Below are 25,510 nucleotides of genomic sequence, written 5' to 3' on the forward strand. Positions count from 1 at the left end.
GCGAAATACCCGATTATCATTTCCTCAGGCAAGGGCCTTTTCGATCACCTCGTATACATTCGGCGAGAGCTTCTCGGCGCGAATGCGTTCGAGCTCGCCCTTCATCAGCTCCTGGCGCGATTCGTCGAAGCGCTGCCAGCGGGTCAGCGGCGTGACCAAACGTGCGGCGATCTCGGGGTTGAGCCGGTTGAGCTCGATTACCACATCGGCGAGCAGACGGTAGCCTTCGCCATCGGCGCGGTGGAAGTTGATCCGGTTCTGGTTGGCGAAGGTGCCGATCAGGGCACGGACCTTGTTGGGGTTCTTCAGCGAGAAGGCCGGATGCGCCATTAGATGCTTGACCCGGTCCAGCGCGTCCGGCTGAGGCCGGGTGACCTGAATGGCAAACCACTGGTCCATGACCAACGTATCGTGCGCCCACTTCTCACCGAAGGCACGCAGTGCCGGCGCCGCAAGGTCGTCACGGCTGCTGTGGGTCAGCAGCGTGAGCGCGTGCCGCACGTCGGTCATGTTGTGGTCGGCCTCGAACTGCCGACGGGCGATATCGATACCCTGCTCGTCCTCGATCGCCATCAGGTAGGAGAGCGCCACGTTCTTCAGGCTGCGACGGGCAATCTGATCGGGCTCGGGGGCATAGGGTGCCTCGCTCACGTTCTCCTCGTAGACACGCAGGAAGTCCTCGCGCAGGGTCGCGGCCAGCGACTGCTTGACGAAATCACGTGCGGCGTGGATCGCCTCGACGTCGACCAGCGGCTGCTGCTCGGCGATGTAGGCCTCGCTGGGCAGCGTCAGCATCTCGGCCAATACCGCCTTGTCGTCGCTGCCGCGTTCCAGCAGGGCACGGAAGGCCTCGACCACGCGCGTGTCCATGACCTTTTCGACGCCATTACGGTGGGCGGCAATCAGGTCATCCAGTGCCAGCATCGCCAGCCGCTGGCCGGCGTCCCAGCGATTGAAGCCGTCGGAGTCATTGGCGAGCAGGAAGGCCAGATCTTCGCGGCCGTAGGGGAAGCGCAGCTGAACCGGTGCCGAAAAGCCGCGCAGCAGCGAAGGTACCGGGGCCTCGGGCACATCGGTGAAGACGAAGGTCTGCTCCGCCTCGCGCAGGTGGATCACACCATCACTGCCGAGCGACTCCCCCTCCAGCGTCAGGGCAAGGTCGCGGCCTGTCTTGGTGCCCACCAATCCCAATCGAACGGGAATGTGCAGCGGCTGCTTCTCGGGCTGGCCGGGCGTGGCCGGCGTGCGCTGGCGTAGCGTCAGGTGATACTCGGCATTGGCGTAGTCGTATTCGCCGTAGGCATCGATCTCCGGCGTGCCGGCCTGGGAGTACCACAGCATGAACTGCGACAGGTCCTGGCCGGAGGCTTCGGCCATGCAGTCGACGAAGTCCTCGATAGTCACCGCCTGGCCGTCGAAGCGCTCGAAGTAGAGATCGCTGCCACGGCGGAAGGCCTCCCAGCCCACCAGATTGCTCAGCATGCGGACCACTTCGGCGCCCTTCTCATAGATGGTCAGGGTATAGAAGTTGCCGATCTCGATGTAATGATCTGGGCGCACCGGATGAGCGGTGGGACCGGCATCCTCGGCGAACTGCGCGGTACGGAAGAAGGCGACATCCTCGATGCGCTTGACCGGAGCCGAGTTGACATCGGCGGAGAAGCACTGGTCGCGAAAGACAGTGAAACCCTCTTTCAGCGAGAGCTGAAACCAGTCGCGGCAGGTGACGCGATTGCCTGACCAGTTGTGGAAGTATTCATGGGCGACGATACCCTCGACCCGCTGGAAGGCAGCGTCCGTGGCGGTATGCGGGTGGGTCAGCACCGCCGCCGAGTTGAATATGTTGAGCCCCTTGTTCTCCATGGCGCCCATGTTGAAGTCGTTGACCGCCACGATCATGAACAGATCGAGGTCGTACTCGCGACCATAGGTCTCTTCATCCCACTGCATGGCGCGCTTGAGCGAGGCCATGGCATGCTCGGTCTTGCCTAGGTTCTCCTCCTCGACCCATAGCTGCAGCGTGACCTCGCGCCCGCTCATGGTGACGAAGCGATCCTCGACCTTCTGCAGGTCGCCAGCCACCAGGGCGAACAGGTAGCTGGGCTTGGGGAAAGGGTCGCGCCAGGTGACGAAGTGACGCCCGCCGGGGAGCTCACCCCGCTCCAGCGGATTGCCGTTGGAGAGCAGCACCGGCAGGCTTGCCCTGTCGCCGATTACCGTGGTGGCAAAGGTCGCCATCACGTCCGGACGGTCCGGGTAGTAGGTAATACGACGGAAACCCTCGGCCTCGCACTGGGTACAGTACATGCCGTTGGAGAGATAGAGCCCTTCCAGCGCCGTGTTCTCGCTTGGCGCGATTTCCACCACCGTGTCCAGACGGAACTGGCGGGGCGGGTTGTACACGGTCAGCCCGGTGTCGCTGAGCGCGTATTCGTCGTTGGCCAGCGACTGTCCATCGATGGCGATGTGCTTGAGTGTCAGTTGCTCGCCATCGAGTTCCAGCGGCGCATCGTCCCCGCTCTGCGGATGGCGCTCCAGCTGCAGGCTCGCCTTGACCTGGGTCGCGGCGGGGTCCAGTTCGAAGGTCAGCTCGACATCGGTCACACGGTAGGCGGGCGGCCGGTAGTCGTGACGATGGATCGGCTTGGGTTCAGACATCGGGGGAGACTCCTGTCCATGATCGATGCCCATTGTACGGTTGCCGACTCCCCAACCTCAAAGGCCGCTGTCGCTAACGCCGAACCAGACGTGCCATCGAGCCCGCTGCCACGCCCGCGGGCTCGGGTCGTGTGACGATCCACACCCCCAGCAGCGTCAGGCCCGCTACCAGCAAGAGCTTTAGCCAGACCAGGCTGAGGGTCACGAGGAGTACCATGATCGACAGGGACAGCATGATGCCGGCTACCCATTTGGCATGGCGTGGAATGGCGCGCTCACCCTCCCAGGCCAGCACGGTCGGACCAAAGCGGGGATGCTCGCGGATCCACAGGGCGAAACGCGGCGAACCGCGCGATGCCGCCCATACCGCCAGCAGCATGAAGCAGGTCGTCGGCATCAACGGCATGAAAACGCCCACCACGCCGAGCGCGAAACTGACCCAGGCCAAGGCAAGGTAAAGGGCACGGCGAAGCGAATGCATTCAAGAACTCCCATTCAGGCTTTCCCTGCTGTGTTCATTGAAGCCCATCTCGCCGCGGCAGGCCAATCGACCATGCCTATGGCATCGTTAGAAAAGGAAAAAGCCCGCCCGAAGGCGAGCTGAGTGACGTGCACCACGCTTACTGGATGGGGATCTCCCGGCGATTTGATCGCACTTCGCCGCTGCGCGGCACCCTGATCTTGAGGATGCCATGGGCGAAGGACGCCTGGATCTCCTCGCGCTGGGCGTCGGCAGGAAGGTCCAACACCCGGCGGAAACTGCCGTAGGATCGCTCTATGCGCTGGTAGCGGTCTTCCTGGGTGCTGCTCTCCTGCCGTTTCTCGCCTTCGACGATCAGGCGATTGTCGTCCAAGGTGAGCTTGATGTCCTTCTCTTCCACGCCAGGCACTTCGACGCTGATTACATACTCGTCATCGCGCTCGGCAATGTCGAGGCGGGGCCTCAGCAAGCTCGGCATCTCGCCGAAGCGACTCTCCAGGGCGGGCATGCCGAATTGACGCATGACGTCGTTCATCCAGCGATCGAGTTCCTGGTGCAAGCCGGCAAACGGCGTCAGCTCACCCTGTCGGGGCTCCACGGGTATCGGCGCCTCGGCATCACCGCGCTCGCTCTTGAACCAGTTCCACGGAGAAAGTTTCTGCAGGTTCATACGCCACCTCCTTTCGTGACAAGCCAATCTCGTGACAAGCCAATCTCGTGACAAGCCAACGTGACGCATCGGGCAGGCCACAGCGGCACTGCGCTTGCACAAAAAGGATGGTGGCGCCCAGCCACTTTTCAAGAGGAGTTCGACCGACTCTTGCGCTGGGTCAAATTTGCCATCGACTGAGGGGGAGCCGATGGCAAGCACAGCATGTCAGTCGCGGAAGTTATCGAACTGCAGCGCCAGGTCGGGGCCGCCTTCACCGCGCAACATGGCGATGACCTCCTGCAGGTCGTCGCGCTTCTTGCCGGTGACCCGCACCTTCTCACCCTGGATCTGGGCCTGGACCTTGAGCTTGCTGTCCTTGATCCGCTTGACGATGTCCTTGGCCTCCTTCTGCTCGAGCCCCTGCTTGAGCTTGACCTCCTGACGTGCCCGCACGCCGGAGAGTTCGGGCTCCTGCTCCTCCATGCAGCGGGCATCGATGCCTCGCGCGATAAGGCGATTACGCAGCACGTCGAGCATCTGCTTGAGCTGGAAGTCGACTTCGGCTTCGAGCAGTACCGTGTCGCCGTTCAGCTCGAAGCTAGCCTTGACGCCCTTGAAGTCGAAGCGACCCTGTATTTCACGGTTCGCCTGGTCGACGGCATTGCTGGCCTCGTGTTTGTCGTATTCGGAAACGATGTCGAAGGAAGGCATGGCGATGTCCTTGTTTGCCCAATCATGCCGGGAAGTCTACCAGCCCGGGTCGATCCCTGCGCGTCCGCGGTCGTCTGCCCCGTATGCAACCTCTCAAGTCAAGCCGATGCGGCAAGCGGCTTGCTCATCTGCCAGCCGGCACAGCCATCCTCGTAGTAGTCGTCGAGCCAGCGCTCCAGCCGAAAGCCCATGCGTCGATAGAGGCCCAGCGCGATGCGATTGTCCGCCCGCACCTCCAGCCCCAGCGCCTCGGCATCGTGGTGAATAGCGACCCGCTCCAGCGCCTCGAGCAGCTGACGCCCCAGCCCGCTGCCGCGGGCATCGGGATGCACGCAGAACGAGTAGAGCCGGGCACGACGGCTGCCGCGCCGGAATAACAGGGTGCCATAACCCATGAGCCGCTCCCCGTCGTCGGCAACGAGGGTTTCGGCATGAGCACGATTCAACAAGTGCCAGAGCTGTCGACGGCTGAAACGGTCACCGCTGAAGGCTACCTGCTCAAGGCGGTGGAGCGCATCCAGATCCTGCGGCTGGGCCTGGCGCAGAGTGGCGGTCATGGGTTCTCCGGAGCCGACGCTAGCAGCACGGATGCTGACGATAAAGGCGAACCGACGAGCATTGCCCCGTCGGAATCATGAAATCATTTCACCTGTCGAAGCGCTTGTCGACAGGAAGTTGCAGCGGCATGCTGGCCGCAACCTGCGCAATGTCGCGCCTAGCTCACCAAACGGATCTTGCCCATGTGCCCCTTGCGTATCGTCGTCGATCGACAGGAAGACTGGCGGCCCTACTATCCCTCCGAGGACCTTATCAGCGCCGACGATTTCCTGGCCCTGGACCGGCGCCATCGCAGCGCCCCCGACCAGGATCGCAGCACCCATGTGATCAATCTGTGCAGTGAGCTCGACTATCTAGGCACCGGCTATTACGTTTCGCTGCTTGCCCAGGCGCGCGGTCAGCGCGTCCTGCCAAGCGTGGAAACCCTCAATGAGCTGTCGCGCAAGGCCCTGGTCGACCTGCAGTTGGATACGCTGGCTCCGTTGCTCGGTGAGCTGGCACGTCAGGGTCGCCTGGCGGGCGACAGTGTGACGCTGCGTGTTCTGTTCGGCGAGTGCCGTGAGCCCGAACTGGCAAGGCTCGCCCGCAAGCTTTTCGAGCGCCTGCCCTGTCCGTTGCTCGAGGCACGCCTGGTACGGCGCCACGATCTATGGCGGCTGGCCCGGCTCAAGCCGATCCATCTTCGGGATCTCAGCGCCGACGAGCAGGACCTGTTCGCCTCCGCCCTCAATCGGCACTCGCGCAAGGTGTGGCGTACCCCAAAGGCACGTCGCCGCTACCGCTTCGACCTGGCGATCCTGGTCGATCCCAAGGAAGTCATGCCACCCAGCAACCGCAGCGCACTGAAGGCATTCATCCGTGCCGGCCGCAAGCTGGGTATCGACGTCTCACTGATAACCCGCCGCGATGCCGGGCGACTAGCGGAGTTCGACGGCCTGTTCATCCGCGAGACCACGGCGCTGGACCATCATACCTATCGCATGGCCCGGCTCGCCGAGCATGAAGGACTGGTCGTCATCGACTCGCCGCGTGACATCCTGCGCTGCACCAACAAGGTCTACCTGCATGCGCTATTGCGTGCTCGCGGGGTGCCGGCACCGGAAGGCGTGCTGCTGAAGCGACGCGATCGCCGGTCGCTGGCGGAGCGAATTGCCGGCCTGAGCTTCCCCATGGTGCTGAAGATACCCGACGGCGCTTTCTCACGCGGGATCGTCAAGATCGGCTCGCTTGAACAGCTCGAACTCGAAACCCGGCGCCTATTCGAGGATTCCGCCCTGCTATTGCTGCAGGAATGGCTGCCGACCGAGTACGACTGGCGCATCGGCGTTTTGGATGGCCAGGTGCTGTTCGCCAGCCGGTACTACATGGCGCGAGGCCACTGGCAGATCTACGACCACTCCGGCGCCCGGGTCAAAAGCGGCGGCTTCACCACCCACGATCCGGCCGAGGTACCGCCCGCCGTGATCAAGGCGGCGCTGAAGGCCACCCGCCTGATCGGCAATGGACTCTACGGCGTCGACCTAAAGCAGGCCGGGGATCGCGTGGTCGTCATCGAGGTGAACGACAATCCCAACGTCGATGCCGGTATCGAGGACACCGTGCTGGGCCGCCAGCTCTACGAGCGCATCATGGGCATCTTCCTGTCTCGCATGGAAGCGCGCGTCTCGGCCAGATCGGCGGATGGATGAGGCGCAGAGGGAGCCGGCCGCCCTTCTTACCGAATAAAACAAATCGATTCATAAGGTTACCGCCTTACCTTCTACCATTGTCGCCAATAAGAGACATTCCAAGCCCTTGATCTACAAGGCTCAGGGGGCTTAGGCTCACATATGTCGCGAATCCGCGACGCTCTTCGGATGTCCGGCTCGCGACACTTCTTCCTAGATCACGCCAACTTACTGACAGCAAAAGAACTTTTCGAGTTGGCGTGAATGTTGCGTAGCACAAGGCACGCTAATTACACGAACCCGGCCCTGCACGCCATCGCCCGTCGGCCACTCCGGCACCGGCGCGATGGCGTTGATCGGATGACAGGGCATCATTGCAAGGAGCGACGACGATCATGAGGATTACAATCTTCGGTTCTGGCTACGTAGGACTGGTCACCGGTGCCTGCCTGGCCGATGTCGGCCATCGGGTCATGTGCGTGGATATCGACGAGGACAAGGTGGCTCGCTTGAACGCGGGTGAGGTTCCCATCTACGAGCCCGGCCTGGAGGAGCTGATCCGCAAGAACAAGAGCGCGGGACGACTCGAGTTCACCACCGACGCGGCCCAGGCGGTGGAGTTCGGCCTGCTCCAGTTCATTGCCGTGGGCACGCCGTCCGACGAGGATGGCAGTGCCGATCTCAAATACGTGCTGAAGGTCGCCGAGACCATCGGTCAGCACATGAACGACTACAAGATCGTCGTCGACAAGTCGACCGTGCCGGTGGGCACCGCCAGCAAGGTGGAGCGCACCGTGGCCGCGGAACTGGAAAAACGCGGCCTCGAGCTGGCGTTCGACGTTTGTTCAAATCCCGAGTTCCTCAAGGAAGGCGCTGCTATCGAGGACTTCTCACGCGGCTCGCGCATCATAGTCGGCACTGACTCGGAGCGGGTCAAAAAGGCCATGCAGGAATGCTACGGCCCCTACAATCGTCAACGCGACAAGCTCATGTTCATGGGCGTGCGCAGCGCCGAGCTGACCAAGTACGCCGCCAACGCCATGCTGGCGACCAAGATCAGCTTCATCAACGAAATCGCCAACCTCGCCGAGCGTCTCGGCGCCGACGTCGAGGAGGTCCGCCACGGCATCGGTTCCGATCCGCGTATCGGCTACAGCTTCATTTACCCCGGCTGCGGCTACGGCGGTTCCTGCTTCCCCAAGGACGTCAAGGCTCTGGCCCACACCGCCGAGGAGATCGGCCATCCCGCAGAGATGATCAAGGCCGTGGAGCGCGTCAACGGCCGGCAGAAGAACAAGCTGTTCGAGAAGCTCTGTCAGGCCTTCGATGGCCAGCTCGCCGGAAAGACCATCGCCGTCTGGGGGCTCGCCTTCAAGCCCAATACGGATGACATGCGTGAAGCCCCCAGCCGCGCCTTGATGGAAGCGCTGTGGGAGGCCGGTGCACGGGTTCAGGCTTACGATCCGGAGGCCGCCGACGAGTGCCGTCGCATCTACGGTGAGCGCGACGACCTGACGCTGAGCGAGCAGCGTGACGATACGCTGGAAGGGGCTCATGCCCTGGTCATCTGCACTGAATGGAAGGCCTTCCGCACCATCGATTTCTCCGAACTCTACGAGAAGCTCGAGGAGCCGGTGCTGGTCGACGGCCGCAACCTGTTCCAGCCCGATACCGTGAAGGCTGCCGGACTCGCCTACTATGGCATCGGACGAGGGGATTCCGTGCGGCCCGTGTTGGCCTGAGGAGAGACCAATGTCTGCGACTCCCCGCGACCCGTCTACCGCCAGCCGAGTCACGGAGGTCACCACTTTCCTGTTCGGCTTGGCACTGATGGTGGTCATCCTCAGCGAGCTGCCGTCGGAGGTGTTCTCTCCAGAGTCGGAGAGCTTCATCTTCGTCATCGGCTGGATCGCCATGTGGCGCTACTCCTGGTGGGCCGTCCAGGCGGTCCGCTCGGTATGGTACAACCGCCGCGTCTTTCCTCGGATGCGGGCCGAGGCGGACGCGATCGGCGAGGAGGATAAGCCCCCCGAGCTGTTCGTGCTGTGCACCTCGTTCCGGATCGAGCCGACGGTGAACTTTCAGGTCTACGACGCCCTGATTCGCGAGGCTCGGGCTTACGGCGTGCCGACCACCATCTTCGCCTCCGTCTCGGATCGCACTGACGTGGATGTCATCACCCACGTCATGGACGACCATGGCTGGCCGAAGAACGTCGAAGTGCGCTACATGTTCCAGAAAGGGGACGGCAAGCGCTCGGCCATGGCCGAGGTGCTGCGCGCGATCTCCCGGCGCCTGCCGGCGCCGGGGTCGCTACTGGTTTCGATGGATGGCGACATCCGGCTCGAACCGGGCACGCTGTCTCGCTCGCTCTCCTTCTTCCAGTCGCAGGAGGATCTGGGCGCCCTGACCACCAACAACCGTGCCGAAGTGACCGGCAACGATGCTACCCGAGAGTGGTACGACCTGCGCTACGCACAGCGCCATCTGATGATGAGCTCCATGTCACTGTCACGCCGCCTGCTGGTGCTGACCGGTCGCTACAGCGTCTTTCGCGCCGATCTCGCGACTCAGCAGGACTTCATCGAGCTGATCGAGAGCGACCACGTCGAGCACTGGCGCTTCGGCAATTTCAAGTTTCTGTCAGGCGACGATAAGTCCTCATGGTACTGGCTGCTGAAGAACGGCTGGCGGATGCTCTATATTCCCGACGTCTTCGTCACCGGATTCGAGGAGTTGCCCGACCGGCGCCGCTTCTTCGCCTCGACCACCGACCTGATGCGCCGCTGGTACGGCAACATGCTGCGCACCAGCAATCGCGCGATTGCCCTCGGGCCACGGCCGATGGGCATGTTCACCTGGTGGAGCCTGGTGGACCAGCGCCTCTCGATGTGGACGACCCTGGTCGGGCCCACGGTGGTGACGCTGGTCTCGCTGTTCGTGAGACCGTCGTTCTTCTTTGCCTATGTGCTGTGGATCCTTTTCACCCGCGGCATCGCCACCTCGATCCTCGCCTGGCAGCGCGGGCGCTTCAGCCTCTTGTGGATCCCGCTGATCTACTATAACCAGGTGTGGGGGGCGCTGCTGAAGACCTATGTCAGTTTCCGCTTCAACCGCCAGAAGTGGTCGCGGCAGGGCATCTCGGCAGGCGAGCCGGACGATCCTGTCGCAGCCAGAAGGCAGCGCCGCATGGGCCATGTGCTGCACGGCTTCGCCTATGGCGTCATGCTGTTCGGCCTGCTGCTGGCCACCGGTGTCATGGCGCCGCCGGATCGGGTCTCGCTGCACATCGCCCACAACGAGACCTGGGGCCACCAGGATCCCGAGCGGATCGACCGCTGGCTCGGCGCGGCCCTGAGCGACAAGAGAGGCGACTCGGTGCAGCTCCCTCCCGGCTACTTCCAACTCGAGGGAGAGTTGATCGAGACCCTTCAACAGAACACGCTGCCGAGCGACAAGCGGATCCACGGCAACCACGAAGCCACCACGCTGGCGGTCTCCCCTGCCGTGGCGAAACTGATGCAAGGCCCGGATGGCGCCCCCATCCAAGAGGCTGCCGAGTGCACCGTGGATGCGAACTGCCAACTGGCCCTTGGCGAACATGACCTGACCCTCGTCAACGTACGACTCAGGGTCGAGCCCACTGCACCGCCCGAAGTAGCAGTGGCCCAGCCCTGACGCAAGGAGCACCAACGGATGGCTGACAACTTTTTCAACGACGACTCCAAGCGGCACGAGCCTACCCTGGGAGGGAGCCGACCGAGCGGACAACCGGATACCCGCAGCGAGCCGAAAGACGCCGACCAGGGCAGCGAGCGGTTGACCCGGGGCGACCGGCTGCAGCACGAACGCCGCGACGAGCGTGGCTATATTCGCGTAACCCTGCCGTTTCGCGTCGACCTCGACGACAGCGACGCGGAGCTGAGCGGTAACGACGTTTCACTGGGAGGTTTTTCCGCCCGCAGCTCGCGCCGCTTCGAGCCAGGCGACCGCATCTCCGCCTCGCTGCTGATGATGGCTGGCGCGACCGAACTGATCGTTCCGCTGAAGGCGGAGTCCCTGCGCTCGGTCCCCGCGGAACAAGGCAGCGGCTACGACACCAGCTTCGAGATAACCGAGATCGAGCCGCAGCACCGCGAGCTACTGCGTCAGATCATTCGCAGTGCACTCAGTGGCCGTACCCCCAACGTGGAGGGTCTGATCGGCGGCGAGGACCCGCAGACCCCGCGCAAACGCCAGGCGGCCCGCCCTACCCCACCATCCCGCCCGCCCAAGCCGATGGGGCGCTACATTCTGTTGTTCGCGGCCATCGGCCTGCTGGTTCTGGTGGGGGCCGCCACGGCCTATCGCAACTTCATGCTGATCGAACCGAGCTTCGCTGCCGTCACCGCGCCGCGCATCGACATCCGGGCCCCCGGACCAGGGATTCTCGGTGAACACGAGTTGACGGCCGGAGAGCAGGTCGAACGAGACCAGCTGCTGACCAAGGTGATCAACAGCGAGCTGGAATCGGACCTGATCCTGGCCGAGGCGGCGCTCGACTACAACAACCGCCTGATCGAGAACCTGCGCGAGCACATCCAGGGCGGCATGCAGGAGGTCAGCCTGGCCAACTCGGCGCAGCCGGCCAGCGGCGACACCATGACCTTCGAATCGGTCTCGCCGGAGATCGCCCAGGCCCGCGTCGATCAGTTCGAGACCGTGCGCGACTATGAGAGTTCTCGGATTGCCGCTCTCGAGGCGCGCATGGCCAGCAACGACATCTACAGCCCCTGCGATTGCCTGGTGGCATGGGCCTTGAGCAGCGCCGACGGGGTCTACATCAACGAAAGCGAGCGGATCATGACTCTGATCCGCACCGACGAGGACGACGTGCTGGTCGAAGCCCTGGTGCACATGAACGACATCAGTCGCATCGAGCCCAACCAGCAGGCGTACGTGACCCTGGCCAACTCCAACCAGCCGATCCGAGCGCGGGTACGCAACGTCGCGCTGGACGTCGAGCGCCAGCCACGCGCCGGCTTTCCTAGCTGGGTGCGCCAGCAGCAGAACGTGGCCAGCGTGCTGCTGGTTCCCGAGGAACCGCTGCCGGCCGAAAGCGTCGGCCAGCCAGTGGATGTGCGCTTTACCGAAGCACCGCTGCTGGGGGCCGCCTCGGAGCGCATCTGGCAGGGGGTGCGTACAGTCATCCAGTTCGGCGATCAGATCTATCGTGCGGCCGTGGAAGACAGTGGAACCAACCCGGAGGAACCCGATGACACAAGCGATGAAGGCTGAACGCCACCAATCGCGCCCTGCCACCCGACACGCGTGTCTGGTGGCAGGCGCGCTGACGCTGCTGCCGTTCGCCGCCGGTCACGCTGACGAGGCCGAGGATGCTCGCGTCGGCATTCCCCAGGTGACGCCCTGCTCGCAGCGCTACGCATTGGCCGACACTCCCCGCCCCCCGTCAGCCGAGAACGGCCATGCCGCCGTGAGACAGGGCTTCGACACCACTCGCCACTGGGGAACCAAGGAGAACGTGGAGCGCTTGGATACCGGCCGTACCGGCATCGATGAACCTGGGCTGCGCGTGCACTATCCCGCCGGTAGCTCGTCGCCGGGCGACGATCCCCGCGGGGGGGCCGGCTTCTACAGCGCTCCCGCTTCGCTGCAGGGAGCCGAACGCGCCTGCTTGAGCTACATGGTCCGCTTCCCGTCCGACTTCGATTTCGTCAAGGGAGGCAAGCTCCCCGGGCTGTATGGCGGTGAGGCTCCCTCCGGCGGTGAGGACGTCAGCGGCAAGGAGGGCTTCTCGATGCGCCTGATGTGGCGCGAAGACGGCCAAGGGGAACTCTATCCCTACGTGGTGGGGTTCGAGGGTAAATCGGTGGGCCGCGGCTTCTGGCACTTTCCGGTCGGTCAGTGGGTTACCGTCGAGCAGGAAGTGGTGCTGAACGACCCCGAGCAGGAGAACGGCATCGCGAGACTATGGATCGATGGACGCCCGGTGCTGGAACAGCAGAACATCGTCTATCGCACCTCGCCTTCGGTCACCATCGATGGACTGATGTTTTCCACCTTCTTCGGCGGCAGCGGCGAAGGATGGCGCACGCCCCGCGATCAGTACGCGGACTTTGCCGCCTTCCGCTTCTTCACACCGCAACCTTGACCCTTCCGCGTTCGAGCGCCAATGGAGCGACGCCGATCATGCCCCTTGCCGTAGCCAAAGGATTCACTGCAAGACTGTTGCGCACGCTTCCCTTCGCCCTGCTGGCGATGGGGGGCAGCGCGGCACTGGCCGACACCCTCTCGCGAGAGGAGCGCATGGAACTCGACCTCTCGGAGTATCGCGTCACCGATACGGATGCCGGCTACTTCGATGTCGAAGCGCGCATGGCCCTGCTGGACGAAACCGACAACTCGATCCTGCTGCAGCTGCAGGATGAGCTCGAGACGGGACCCAGCTGTCGCCAAATGCTCAACTTCAAGCCCATCACCACGCGCGGCGGTATCCCCGGCTTTTATCCCAGCCCAGAGGAATGGGAGCTGGCCACCGAACCGCTGTTCGCCTTCGAGGACAGCGTGTCGGTACTTGCCGGCAGCTTCGTTGCCAGTGGTGATACCTTTTATGCCGACTGTCTGGTGCGCTTCCTGCACCGCTGGGCCGAGGCCAAGGCACTGACCACCTTCGTCTTCGACCCGAACGATCCTCAGGCCTGGTTCGCGGCGGAGTCGATGATCTTTGCCGCTGCCATGGCCTACTCCATCGTGCGCCCCCACGTAGACGGCCTGCAGGAGGAGCGCGCAGAGGTCGAGCAGTGGCTCCACGGTCTCGCCCTGCAGCACTCGGCGTTTCCCGGGCAGCCGGAGGAGAGCTGCTGCAACAACCATTTCTACCGGCGTGCCCTCTACGCCAGCATGATCGGCGTGCTGGTGGAAGACGACGACCTGTTTCGCTTCGGCGTCAGCGCCGTCTATTCGGCCCTGCACGACATGACCGAGGAGGGTGCCCTACCGCTCGAGGTGAGTCGCGGCCGCCGCGCGACTCACTACCAGAACTACGCGCTCAACTACCTCATCACCAACATGCAGATCATCCAGCGTCAGGGTTATGACATCTTCAACCTGGAGTACGAGGGCAACGACATACACGAAGCCGTCGACTATCTGTTCCAGATTCTGGACAACCCTGCGGCGCTGGGGGATTACGCACCGCTGGAACAGTACACGGGATTCCTGCGCGACCCGCAGTACTTCACCTGGATGGAGATCTACCTCACTCACTTCGACCATCCACCGATGGAGCGTTTCCTCACCCGGGTGCGACCCACGTACAACCGCAGTGCCGGCGGCTACATTACCCTCTACTTCATGGACCCAGAGGCCCAGCAACACGTTTATCTGAATGAGAAGCGACGTCGCACCGAAGCCTTCCGCGGCCTGAACAACTGAGCACGCGGCCAGACAACCACACACCACAGAGGGGAACACATGGAACGCACCAAGGTTAGGACTCGACTCATCCCCTCGCTGCGACTGGCAACAGCGATCGGCATCACGGTCGCACTCGTCGGCTGCGCAGCGACCGGCGGCTCGGCCCCCGGCGAGCATGTCCCTCCCGTACCCCAAGCCTATCAAGGCTGGTTCGGCGGCGTCATCGACGCCGACATCTCGGGCCGGGACTGGGACACCATCGACTACAGCCAGCGTTTGATCGAAGAGGAGCGCTACGAGGAGGCCCTCGAGCACCTCGACGCGTTGATGGCGCGCAATATCATGCCGGCCTTCTACGAGGTCGGGAAACTGTACGAGCGCGGAACCGGCGTGGAGCAAAACCCCGCCAAGGCAGCTGAGCTGTACGGCAAGGCGCTGGATCTACAGTCGCCTATTCATGGCAACGCTTCACTCAACCTGGGGCGCCTCTACCAAGAGGGCCGCGGGGTCGAGCGCAACGACGTTCTCGCCTACCACCTGCTCTGGCAAGCCATGGAGGAAGGGGTCGAGCAGGACGCAGAGACCCGGCTGGCCGAGATGCTGGCCAACGGCACCGAAAACATCAAGGCCGACCCGGACATGGCCAAGCGCTTGCTGGAGCGTGCCGCCGGCCGCGGCGATGCCAAGGCGCTGGAAGCGCTAGCCAAGGCGCACTCCCCTGGTGGCTGGCTGGAAGAGGATCCGGCCCTGGCCATGGACTATGCGCAGCGCTTCGCCGAAACCCTCGAGGCAAAGGCCAGCCAAGGGGATACCGGCGCCATGCTGCAACTGGCATCGATGTACTCGGCGGAGGGGCTGCTCGGCGATCAGCCCGAGCAACGCATCCGCTGGATGCGCCAGGCCGCCGAAGCCGGCGACATCGATGCCCTGGCTCGCACCGGACGCCAGATGATCGATGCCGGAGAGAGCGCCCGCGGCCTCGAACTGCTTGCCGAGGCCGCCGGAGAAGGCCATGTCGACGCCATGACCTATTATGGCGAGGCGCTGCTCGAGGGTACCGCCGGCCAGCCGCAGCCGGTACAAGCCGAGCGCTGGCTGCGCGAAGCGATCGAGGCGGGCTCGGTGGATGCCAAGGTCATCCTCGGCCGTGCGCTGGTCAACGGCCAGGGCGGGCTCAACGACCTGCCCCGCGGCATGAATCTGCTCGAGCAGGCGGCCGAACAGGATCATGCGCTGGCACTGGCCCAACTGGGCGCGCTCTATCTCGACGATGAACGCATCGCCGGCCAGCCCTACATCGCCGTCGATTATCTCGAACGTGCGCATGAACTCGGCCATCCGTGGGCGACCCAGCAGCTGGGCGAGGCCTATCTCAAGGGTCGTGGCGTACCTCAGGATCCCGCCCAAGGCGAACAGCTGCTGCGCCAGGCCGCCGATCAAGGGCAATCGGGCGCGATGCGCCTGCTCGGTGAAGCCTACCTGGACGAGAAGAACCCCAACTTCCAGCCCAGTCGCGGCGAGGAGCTGCTGCGTCAGGCCGCCCAGGCCGGCGACACTACGGCCATGACCCTGCTCGGCGAAGCCTATCTGGAAGGGCCGCTGCCGGAGAACCCCTCCCAGGGCGTCCGCCTGCTGACCCAGGCTGCCCAACAGGGCGACGCCTACGCCATGGTGGTCCTCGGCCGCGCCTACCGCAACGGCAGCGGGGTCGAGCGTGACCTGAGCGAAGCCAACCGCTGGCTGACCCGGGCCCAGGAGGCCGGTCACGAATCCGCCGACGAAGCGCTGACCTACCTGCAGCGCGACCTCGGCGCCCAGGGCAACATGGAAGCGCTGGTCGCGGCGGCAGAGGACGGCCACCCCGGCGCCATGGCCGATCTGGGTCGTGCCTTTCTTACCGGTGAAGGGGTCCAGCGGGACCAGGGGCGAGCGGAATATTGGCTAGGACAAGCCCACCAGGCCGGCCATGCCGGCGCCGCAGCAAGCCTTGGGCGCATGTACCTGGACCGGGGCGCCACCGGACGCGGCATAGACTACCTCGAAGCTGCCGTGTCCCGGGGCCATGCCGGGGCCCGTGCCGACCTGGGCGAAGCCTATCTGGCCGGAGACGGCGTCGAGCGTAACGTGGAGCGCGGCATGGAGCTGCTCAGGGCTGCCGCTCAAGCAGGGAATGCACAAGCTGCCTTCCATCTGGGCGAAGCCTACCAGCACGGCAACGGCGTCGAACAGGACGCCGAGCAGGCCGAACGCTGGTACCGTCAGGCCAGTGATGCCGGTGCCCTTCATGCACGAGTGGCGCTGGGGCTCGCCCTGATGCGTGGAGAAGGCGCCATCGACCAGGACGTCGAGCAAGGCCACGAACTGCTGCTTGCCGCCGCCGAGCAAGGGCACCCCGGTGCTCAGGCCACCCTCGGTCGCGAGTACCTGCGCGGCGAAAACGTCGAGCGCGATCCCGAGCGTGGTGCCGACTACCTCTACCAGGCGGCCAGCCAAGGCCATCGCAGTGCGCGCCTCTCCCTGGCCCAGGCCTATCTCACGGCCCGCGGGCTGGAGCACGCCAACCAGCAACAAGCCCTGCTGTGGCTCGACGACGTCTTCGAAAGCGAAGGACAAATGGCCGTCGAGACGCTGCGTCAACTGCTCACCGATGAGGCCGCCATCGCCGCTGCTGCCAACGGCAGCGCGGAGTAAGTAACCGAAGCTAGCGGCTCCCCCGCCTGATGGGGAGTCGCTAGCGCACGCCTGTCTACCGAGGAGGCACGGATGTCGCAATCCACACGCCGCCTGACGCAAGCCACCCTACTCACCCTGCTGCCCCTGATCGGGGGCCTTCCCACCAGCGCCGACACATCAACTGGCGACCATCATCGCATGCCACGCCTGACGCCCTGCTCCGAACGCTACCCCCTGGTGGCCACCCTGCGACCGCGACACGTACTGCAGACTGCCAAGGAGGCGATTCGCGAGGACTTCGCCTCGACCCGTGACTGGGGCACCGAGACCAACGCCGAGTTGCTCGGTGCGCTGACCAGCGGGTTGGTCGAGCCTGCCCTGCGTGCCCACTACCCCCAGCACAGTTCCTCTCCCAGCGATGCCGACCAGCAAGACGTACCCCGTGGCGGTTTCGGCTTCTACACCAAAGAAAAATCCTTGCAACACACCGACCGGGCATGTCTACACTATCGGTTACGTTTCGAAGCAAACTTTGACTTTGTTAAAGGAGGTAAGCTCCCCGGCCTGTACGGCGGTGACGCCCCCAGCGGCGGTGAGGAAGTGACGGGCGAGAACGGCTTCTCGCTGCGCCTGATGTGGCGCAAGGACGGCCAGGGCGAACTCTACCCCTATACGGTCGGCCACGAAGGCGACTCTATGGGCCGCGGCAGCTGGCATTTCCCCACCGGCCGCTGGGTCACCGTCGAGCAGGAAGTGATCCTCAACGAACCCGAAGGGCGCGATGGCATCGTCCGGCTATGGATCGATGGCTGGCCCGTGCTCGAGCGCAGGGAGATGGTGCTTCGCACCACGCCGACGCTCGGCATCGACGGCGTGATGTTCTCGACGTTCTTCGGTGGCACCGGCGAGGAGTGGCGTACGCCACATGATCAGCACGCCGACTTCTCCGTCTTTCGCCTTTACGCACCCGAGCCAAGGTAGCGGCTAGATCGTCAGCCGCTGCCGCATCGAAGCAGGAGGCTGACCTAAGATGAGCTACCAAGGAAAGCACGCTCGCCAACGTACCATTCCCTCATGGATCGCTGGGTCGCTGATCGCGACGCTGCTAGGGGTTGGTACCACGACTCAGGCCCTGACGCTGGAGGAGCGCCAGGAACTGGATCTCTCCGATTACACGGTGCGCGCCCCGGACGCATCCTATTTCAACGTCACGGAGCGCATGATGCTGCTCCAGGAGACCAACAACAGCCTGCTGATGCAGCAACGCGAGGAACTGACCAATTACGCGCCCAGTTGCCAGCAGCGGCTGGAAATCCCCACCATTACAAACCAGTTACGCATTCCCGGCTTTTACCCCACTCCCGATGCCTGGAGGCTCGCCACCGAGCCGCTGTTCGATTTCGAGGATACCGTCTCGGAACTGGCCGGTTCCTTCGTCGCCAGCAGCGACGACTACTACGCGGAGTGTCTGGTCCGCTTTCTGGACAAATGGGCCCGGGACGATGCCCTGCTCAGCTTTTATTACCACTGGAACCAGCCTCAGGCTTGGTTCTCGCTGGAGTCGATGATCTTCGCTGCCGCCATGGCCTATTCCGTCGTGCACCCCCACGTCGAGGGACTGGAGGAAGAAAAGACCCGGGTCGAAGCATGGCTCAACGAGCTGGCCAACGTGCATATGGCGATCGAAGGCGCAGAAAGCAGCTGCTGCAATAACCATTTCTATCGCCGCGCGCTCTATGCCGCGATGATCGGTGTCCTGACCGAAGACGACGACATGTTCCGCTTCGGCGTCAGCGCGATCTACTCCGCCCTGCACGACATGACCGAGGCAGGAGCGTTCCCCCTCGAAGTCAAACGCGGTCGGCGCGCCACCCACTACCAGAACTATGCGCTGCTCTATCTGATACCCATCATGGAGATCACCGAGCGCCAGGGATACGACGTCTATGACCTGGAGATCGATGGCAACACGATGCACGATGCGGTGGACTTCGCCATGGCCATTCTCGAGGATCCCGCCGAGCTGGGCGACCTGGCGCCACGGGAACAGTACACGGGGTTTTTGAAGGACGACCAGTACTTCGCCTGGATGGAGATGTACGGCGCCCGCTTCGGTGAAGCGCGCTTCAACGATATCGTGGCGCCCATGCGGCCCATCTACAATCGCGGCGCCGGTGGCTACGCCACCTTGTATTTCATGGATCCCGACGTGCAACAGCACCTGGTAATCGACGACGAGGGCAGGCGCGAGACGCAGGCATTCAAAGGGCTGTCGAGCAACTGACAATCAGCAACGAAAAGGCCGGCGACGAAGCCGGCCTTGAGTGTCAGGGCGCACCAGGTCGTGCTCAGCCCTCGAACGGATTACGCAGTACGATGGTCTCGTTACGATCGGGACCGGTGGAGACGATGTCGATAGAGGTACCCACCTTCTCCTCGAGGAAGCTTATGTAGGAGCGGGCATTGGCCGGAAGGTCCTCGATACGCTTGGCACCCAGGGTCGATTCGCTCCAGCCCGGCAGGTCCTCGTAGACCGGCTCGACCGCCTCGTAGCCCTCCGAATCGACCGGATTGTCGAGCACATCACCGTCCTTGCTGCGATAACCCACGCAGACCCGGATGTTCTCCAGCCCATCGAGCACGTCGAGCTTGGTCAGGCAGATCCCCGAGACCGAGTTGATTTGCACCGCGTGGCGGAGGGCCACGGCATCGAACCAGCCACAGCGGCGCGGGCGCCCGGTGGTGGCGCCGAACTCATGGCCCCGCTCGGCCAGGTGGCGGCCATGCTCGTCGAACAGCTCGGTGGGGAACGGACCGGAGCCGACACGCGTGGTGTAGGCCTTGGTGATGCCGAGGACGTAGTCGAGATAGAGCGGCCCTACGCCGGAACCGGTGGCGGTGCCACCCGCCGTGGTATTGGAGCTGGTGACGAACGGATAGGTGCCGTGGTCGATATCGAGCAGCGAGCCCTGTGCCCCCTCGAACAGAATGTTCTCGCCGGCGCGGCGCAGCTCGTGCACCAGGCTCACCGTATCGCACACCATGGGGCGCAGCTCCTCGGCCATTTCCATGGCCTCGTCGAGGATCTGCTGGAAGTCCACTGCCTTCTCGCCGTGGTAGTTGACCAGCACGAAGTTGTGATAGTCGAGCACTTCGCCCAGCTTGGAGGCAAAGCGCTCGCGGTGCAGCAGGTCGCCCAGGCGCAGGCCACGCCGTGCCACCTTGTCCTCGTAGGCCGGGCCGATGCCACGCCCGGTGGTGCCGATCTTGGCCACGCCACGAGCCTTCTCGCGGGCCAGGTCGAGGCGCACGTGATACGGCAGGATCAGCGGACAGGCCGGCGACAGTCGCAGCCGCTCGCGCACCGGCACGCCCTTGGTCTCGAGTTCGCGGATCTCCTTGATCAGCGCCTCCGGCGACAGCACTACGCCGTTGCCGATGACACACGTCTTGCCCTGGCGCAGAATGCCGGACGGAATCAGGTGCAGCACGGTCTTCTCGCCGTCGATGACCAACGTGTGTCCGGCGTTGTGCCCGCCCTGAAAGCGAACCACCGCGGCCGCCGATTCGGTCAACAGATCGACTACCTTGCCCTTGCCTTCGTCACCCCACTGGGTACCCAGTACGACTACGTTCTTGCCCATTGCGTCTCGTCTCTCGTGTCGGCGCCGCGTATGTGCGCGTCGATGATCCGGCCCTGCGGGCCGCGCTCGTCATCCGGCCCGCTTGCCGGTATCGTCCCATTCGGGCCTTGGCTGGTTCGCCAGCCTAGAGTGCCTGCGTCTGCCAGCGGCCTTCGACCAGCACCAGCCGCCGGCTGCAGCGGTGCGCCTCTGGCGGCGTAGTTTGCCCCGGCAGTGCCTGCACGACCCGGTGTCCGCCGTCGCGCAGCGAAGCGATCGCCTCGGTCACGCCTTCGCCATCGGCGGGTGCCCAGATGCCGTCGCTGGCCGGCTCGCTCTGCACCAGCGTGGCAAGCAGTTTCAGGTCCATCGAGAAACCGGTGGCGGGGCGCGCACGACCGAAGGCGCGCCCGGTATCGTCGTAGCGCCCTCCCTTGGCCAAGGCCTGACCGTAGCCCGGCACGAAGGCCGCAAACATCATGCCGGTGTGGTACTGGTAGCCGCGTAGCTCGGCCAGGTCGAAGTACAGCTCGACCTCGGGATGCTCCTCAGCCACACCACGATGCAACGCCTGAAGTTGCGCCAAGGCGTCGGCCACGGCCACCGGCGCGCCGGCCAAGGCATCCCTGGCACTATCCAGCACCTCGGGACCACCATGCAGTCTACCCAACGCGCGGAACATATCCGCCAGGACAGGATCGGCCACGCTCGCCTCGACCTGCTGGGCCAAGGCCCCGGGCGACTTCAGCTCCAGGGCTTCGAACAAGGCGCGTTCCTGGTCGGGTGCCAAGGCGGCAGCCTGTACCAGGCTACGGTAGATGCCGATATGACCCAACGCCAGGTGCAGTTCGCCGGCCCCTGCCGCCTTGAGGCTCAGCAGCGCCAGGCGCAGGATCTCGAGATCCGCCTCCAGCCCGGCATGGCCGAACAGCTCGACGCCGACCTGCACCGGGCTGCGCCCCCCCTGATGCTGATCGGCCTTGGCCCGCAGCACGTTGGTGCAGTAGCACAGCCTGGCCGGTCCCTGATGATGCATGGAGTGGGCGTCCATGCGCGCCACCTGGGGCGTCACGTCGGCGCTCACTCCCATCAGGCGACCGGTGAGTTGATCGGTCAACTTGAAGGTCTGCAGGTCCAGGTCGGTGCCGGTGCCGGTCAACAGAGAGTCGAGAAATTCCACCGGCGGCGGCATCACTTGATCGTATCCCCAGCGATAATAGAGGTCGAGCAGCGTACGACGCAGCTCTTCCATGCGGCTCGCCTGGGGCGGCAGCACCTCATCCATGCCGTCGGGCAGCAGCCAGCGGTCAGCAATGGTCATGTCGTCAATCCTGCAAGGCAAATTAGGCGGGCAAAAAGGATACGATGGCGAAAAAGGCCCACAAAAAAACCGGGCCACGCCCGGTTGACCGATTCTACCACGTTTGACGGCCGGTTGAACCCCGACTGCCAACGCGAGCAAGCCGGCCGCACGGCGGGCCGGCTTGCTCCGGACTCACTCCTCGTCCTGGACTGCCGGACTCCGCAGATAGCGGAAGAAATCGCTGGTCGGATCGAGTACCAACATGTCCCGTTCGCCGTCGAAGCTGTCACGATAGGCGTTGATACTGCGCCAGAAGCTGAAGAATTCGGCGTTCTCACTGTATGCCTCGGCGAAGATCGCCGCCGCTTCGGCATCCCCCTCGCCACGCAGGGTCTCGGCCCGCTCGGAAGCCTGGGCCAGCAGCACCTGGCGGCGCCGGTCGGCGTTAGCGCGGATGCGCTCAGCTTCCTCCTGCCCCTGGGCACGCCATTCACGAGCCTCGCGTTCACGCTCGGAGCGCATGCGTTCATAGACGGCAGCCGACACGTCGTCAGGCAGGTCGATACGCTTCACACGCACGTCGAGAATCGCCACGCCCAGCTCATCACGGAGCAGCTCATCGAGTTCTTGGGTCGGCCCCGTCATCAAGTCATCGCGGCGTTCGGCAATGATCTGCTGCAGGTCCAGGCGACCGAATTCGTTACGCAAGCTCTCGTCGACTCGCGGCTGGATCAGGCGAATCGCCATGGTCTCGTCCCCGGCCGTAGCCTCGTAGTAGCGCGTGGGGTTGATTACCTGCCACTTGACGTAGGAGTCGACGATCACCGCCTTCTGCTCGAGCGTCAGGTAGCGGCTGGCATCGGTATCCAGCGTCAGTACCCGAGTGTCGAACTTGCGCACCGTTTGCGTGATCGGCACCTTGAAGTGCAGTCCGGGCTGGATATTCTCCTCGACGATCTCACCGAAGCGGAGCTTGACCGCCCGCTGAGTCTCGTCGACCACGAAGAGGCTGTTGCTGGCCAACCAAGCCACGGCAGCGAGGCCGCCCACGATGATCAAGGAACGGTTATTGATCATTTAGCGACCCTCCCTGCGGATACCACCATTGTTGCTGCTCTGCTGCGTCGAGGAAGAGGAACGCAAGCGCTCGAGCACACGCGGGTCAAGCTCACCGTTCTCTCCACGAGCTTCGTCGCCGCCGCCTTCGGTGCTGGCTTGGCCGGGACGCTGATCGAGGGGCAGGTACATCAGCGGCGCATCGTCGCTCACGTCGACCAGCACCTTCGGCGTACGTCCGAAGACATCGGCCATGGCATCAATATAAAGCCGCTCACGCATGATATCCGGCGCATTGCGGTACTGAGCCAGCAGCGCGTTGAAACGGTTGACCTGCCCCTGTGCCTCGGCCACCACCGATTCGCGGTAACCTTGGCCCTGCTCGACCAGACGCTGTGCCTGACCCTGGGCGGCCGGAATGATGGCATTGGCGTAGGCCATGCCCTCGTTGATGGTGCGCTGGCGGTCTTCGCGGGCTCGAATCACATCATCGAAAGCGTCAATGACCGGAGCCGGTGCCGAGGTCGATTCGATGTTGATGGTCTGCAACCGAATGCCGGTGCCGTAACTGTCCAGATAGGTCTGCAGGCGGCTCGCTACGGAGCTGCCGAGAATTTCACGCCCGGAGGTCAGGATTTCGATCATGTCGGTGCCGCCGACCACGTGACGCAGGGCACTGTCCAGAGCATTCTCGATGGAGAGTTGCGGATTGCGCACGTTGAGCACGAAGTCGCGCGGGCTCGCCACCTGGTACTGCGCCGAGATCTCGACCTCGACGATGTTCTCGTCGCGGGTCAGCATCGACTGGGTCTGGGTCAGCGAGCGTACGCGGGTCACGTTGACCATGCGCACGTCGTCGATCAGCGGCGGGTTCCAGTGCAGGCCGGGACCCACCACGGACTGGTACTCACCGAAGCGCAGCACCACGCCACGCTCGGCCTGGTCGACCAGATAGAAGCCCATCGCGCCCCAAATACCCAGGGCAATAATGAGCAACAGCCCTGGCAGCGCGAAGGTGTTGCGTGGACGCCCGCCGCCCTTGCCGCCACGACCGCCGCCCTTGCCGCCACGCCCGCCAAGCATGCTGTTGAGCTTGTCCTGGAACTTCTTCAGCGCCTCGTCAAGGTCGGGTGGTCCCTGGTTCCCCCCACGGTTGCCACCGCCGCCGCCGTTGCCACCGCCGCGCCGGCCCCCGCCACTCCAGGGGTCATGCTGGTTCCCGCCACCCGGCTCATTCCAAGCCATACGTCGTCTCCACTCTGCGTTACCCCCCGCCGACGTTTCACTCGGCCGTGCGGGGAGGTCGGTTGCTATCCTGTCGGGACACCCGAGGGCGTCTGATGCCGTCGTTATCAGGGGAAGCCGATTTTGCCGGCCATGACAACCATTGCTGTCATGCGTCCCAGACCGGCCGCTGGTGCAGGTCGGACGGCAGGTAATCCTCCGCCCGTTCTCCCAGCCGAGCCATCAACTGCAGGAAGTCGCGGCGAGGCAGACGGACCTCGAGGCGCACCTTCCCCCCCTCTTCGTACTGTTCTTCCCGGACGGCGCCAAGCTCGTGCAGACCCGCCCTCAGCCGGCCCTGCTGCGGCGCCAGTTGCATGCTGAAATCGATGACGTCCTCCGCCAGACACTCCGACAGCGCCTGGCCGAGCAGATCGAGCCCGCGACCATCGCGCGCCGACAGCCATACCGTTTCGGGACGCCCCTGACCGTCACGCTCGATCCGCGGGGCGCTATCCAACAGATCGATCTTGTTCATCACCTTGAGCATCGGGACGTCGAGCGCACCGATCTCGTCGAGCACGCCTTCGACCTGCGCCACGTTGAGCTCGCGGTCGGGATCGGCGGCATCGATCACGTGCACCAGCAGCGAGGCCTCGGCCGCCTCTTGGAGGGTGGCCTGGAAGGCTTCCACCAGCTTGTGCGGGAGATGGCGAATGAACCCGACCGTATCCGCCAGCACCACCGGACCGACATCGCCGACTTCCAGCCGGCGCAGAGTTGGATCGAGCGTAGCGAACAACTGGTCGGCCGCATAGACCTTTGCTTCGGTCAGCGCATTGAACAGGGTCGACTTGCCGGCGTTGGTGTAACCGACCAGCGACACACTGGGGATCTCCGCCCGCGCCCGGGCACGGCGATTCTGGCTGCGCTGGCTGCGCACCTTGTCGAGGCGCTTGTGAATAGCCTTGATACGTGCCCGCAACAGCCGGCGGTCGGTCTCGAGCTGCGTCTCACCCGGGCCGCGTAGACCGATACCACCCTTCTGACGTTCCAGGTGAGTCCAGCCACGTACCAGACGCGTGGACATGTACTCCAGTTGCGCCAGCTCGACTTGCAGCTTGCCCTCGTGGGTACGTGCTCGCTGAGCGAAAATGTCGAGTATCAGTCCCGTGCGATCCAGCACTCGGCACTTGAGCTCCCGCTCCAGATTGCGCTCCTGGGAAGGGCTCAAGCCGTGGTTGAAGATGACGAGCTCGGCACCGTGCACCCTCAGCGCCTCACGCAGCTCCTCAACCTTGCCGCTACCGATGAAGGTGCGCGAATCGGGCCGATGCCGGCTGCCGCTGAGCAGCATGGCCGGCTCGGCACCGGCGGAACGAACCAGCTCCATGAACTCGCCAGGGTCCTCGCGCTCGCGCTCGTCCTGGAAGTCGACATGCACCAGTACTGCCGTTTCACCGGCGTCGGGTCGTTCAAAAAACAATC

At 64.1% G+C, this 25,510-nt stretch carries 19 protein-coding genes; 9 read left to right on the forward strand and 10 right to left on the reverse strand.

Annotation, left to right across the window (positions count from 1 at the left end; genetic code table 11):
• Nucleotides 1-24: 24 nt before the first annotated feature.
• From pepN to KPL81_RS00365, 5 genes are all read right to left on the reverse strand, one after another.
• Entirely contained in the window at nt 25-2,658 is a 2,634-nt protein-coding gene (gene pepN / locus KPL81_RS00345) for an aminopeptidase N (RefSeq protein ID WP_219790236.1), read from the reverse strand.
• A gap of 73 nt (nt 2,659-2,731) precedes the next feature.
• Nucleotides 2,732-3,139: a YbaN family protein gene (locus tag KPL81_RS00350; protein WP_219790237.1), complete on the reverse strand. Its 408-nt coding sequence runs from the start codon at nt 3,137-3,139 to the stop codon at nt 2,732-2,734.
• A gap of 139 nt (nt 3,140-3,278) precedes the next feature.
• On the reverse strand, nt 3,279-3,809 hold the full coding sequence (locus tag KPL81_RS00355; protein WP_219790238.1) for an Hsp20/alpha crystallin family protein: 531 nt from the start codon (nt 3,807-3,809) through the stop codon (nt 3,279-3,281).
• A 207-nt stretch (nt 3,810-4,016) separates the two neighbouring features.
• A complete protein-coding gene (locus KPL81_RS00360) occupies nt 4,017-4,502 on the reverse strand; it encodes a YajQ family cyclic di-GMP-binding protein (RefSeq protein ID WP_111413798.1) in 486 nt (161 codons plus the stop codon).
• A gap of 98 nt (nt 4,503-4,600) precedes the next feature.
• Complete coding sequence (locus KPL81_RS00365; protein ID WP_219790239.1) at nt 4,601-5,059, reverse strand: GNAT family N-acetyltransferase; 459 nt, start codon at nt 5,057-5,059, stop codon at nt 4,601-4,603.
• A gap of 183 nt (nt 5,060-5,242) precedes the next feature.
• Here KPL81_RS00365 and KPL81_RS00370 point away from each other — a divergent pair, with 183 nt between their 5' ends.
• The 9 genes from KPL81_RS00370 to KPL81_RS00410 all read left to right on the forward strand — a co-directional run bounded on the left by KPL81_RS00370 (nt 5,243) and on the right by KPL81_RS00410 (nt 19,100).
• Nucleotides 5,243-6,748, forward strand: coding sequence for a RimK family protein (locus KPL81_RS00370; protein ID WP_219790240.1), 1,506 nt, complete (start codon nt 5,243-5,245; stop codon nt 6,746-6,748).
• A gap of 374 nt (nt 6,749-7,122) precedes the next feature.
• Nucleotides 7,123-8,469: a UDP-glucose dehydrogenase family protein gene (locus KPL81_RS00375; RefSeq protein ID WP_209473448.1), complete on the forward strand. Its 1,347-nt coding sequence runs from the start codon at nt 7,123-7,125 to the stop codon at nt 8,467-8,469.
• Nucleotides 8,470-8,479: 10 nt separating this feature from the next.
• On the forward strand, nt 8,480-10,405 hold the full coding sequence (locus KPL81_RS00380; RefSeq protein WP_219790241.1) for a glycosyltransferase: 1,926 nt from the start codon (nt 8,480-8,482) through the stop codon (nt 10,403-10,405).
• A gap of 18 nt (nt 10,406-10,423) precedes the next feature.
• Nucleotides 10,424-12,004, forward strand: a complete 1,581-nt coding sequence (locus KPL81_RS00385; protein WP_219790242.1) for a PilZ domain-containing protein — start codon at nt 10,424-10,426, stop codon at nt 12,002-12,004.
• Nucleotides 11,982-12,878: a polysaccharide lyase gene (locus KPL81_RS00390; protein WP_240548988.1), complete on the forward strand. Its 897-nt coding sequence runs from the start codon at nt 11,982-11,984 to the stop codon at nt 12,876-12,878. Before KPL81_RS00385 ends, KPL81_RS00390 begins: the two co-directional genes overlap by 23 nt.
• A gap of 38 nt (nt 12,879-12,916) precedes the next feature.
• Nucleotides 12,917-14,161, forward strand: a complete 1,245-nt coding sequence (locus tag KPL81_RS00395) for an alginate lyase family protein (RefSeq protein WP_219790243.1) — start codon at nt 12,917-12,919, stop codon at nt 14,159-14,161.
• Nucleotides 14,162-14,200: 39 nt separating this feature from the next.
• Entirely contained in the window at nt 14,201-16,834 is a 2,634-nt protein-coding gene (locus tag KPL81_RS00400) for a tetratricopeptide repeat protein (protein ID WP_219790244.1), read from the forward strand.
• A gap of 72 nt (nt 16,835-16,906) precedes the next feature.
• Nucleotides 16,907-17,797, forward strand: a complete 891-nt coding sequence (locus KPL81_RS00405; protein WP_240548989.1) for a polysaccharide lyase — start codon at nt 16,907-16,909, stop codon at nt 17,795-17,797.
• 49 nt (nt 17,798-17,846) lie between these two features.
• Entirely contained in the window at nt 17,847-19,100 is a 1,254-nt protein-coding gene (locus KPL81_RS00410; protein WP_209473453.1) for an alginate lyase family protein, read from the forward strand.
• A 64-nt stretch (nt 19,101-19,164) separates the two neighbouring features.
• On the opposite strand, the gene KPL81_RS00415 is transcribed toward KPL81_RS00410, so the two are convergent.
• The 5 genes from KPL81_RS00415 to hflX all read right to left on the reverse strand — a co-directional run bounded on the left by KPL81_RS00415 (nt 19,165) and on the right by hflX (nt 25,508).
• Nucleotides 19,165-20,460: an adenylosuccinate synthase gene (locus KPL81_RS00415; protein ID WP_209473454.1), complete on the reverse strand. Its 1,296-nt coding sequence runs from the start codon at nt 20,458-20,460 to the stop codon at nt 19,165-19,167.
• Nucleotides 20,461-20,584: 124 nt separating this feature from the next.
• A complete protein-coding gene (locus tag KPL81_RS00420) occupies nt 20,585-21,760 on the reverse strand; it encodes an ATP phosphoribosyltransferase regulatory subunit (protein WP_219790245.1) in 1,176 nt (391 codons plus the stop codon).
• Between the two features lie 174 nt (nt 21,761-21,934).
• Nucleotides 21,935-22,819 (reverse strand): protease modulator HflC, encoded by an 885-nt coding sequence (hflC, locus tag KPL81_RS00425; protein ID WP_209473456.1) that lies wholly within the window; start codon nt 22,817-22,819, stop codon nt 21,935-21,937.
• A complete protein-coding gene (gene hflK, locus KPL81_RS00430) occupies nt 22,820-24,043 on the reverse strand; it encodes an FtsH protease activity modulator HflK (protein ID WP_209473457.1) in 1,224 nt (407 codons plus the stop codon). It lies immediately after the preceding gene.
• Nucleotides 24,044-24,191: 148 nt separating this feature from the next.
• Nucleotides 24,192-25,508 carry a ribosome rescue GTPase HflX gene (hflX, locus tag KPL81_RS00435; RefSeq protein WP_219790246.1) on the reverse strand — a complete coding sequence of 439 codons (1,317 nt, stop codon included), beginning with the start codon at nt 25,506-25,508 and terminating at the stop codon, nt 24,192-24,194.
• Nucleotides 25,509-25,510 lie beyond the last annotated feature (2 nt).

The sequence above is a fragment of the Billgrantia antri genome, from assembly GCF_019430905.1.
GTDB lineage: Bacteria > Pseudomonadota > Gammaproteobacteria > Pseudomonadales > Halomonadaceae > Halomonas > Halomonas antri.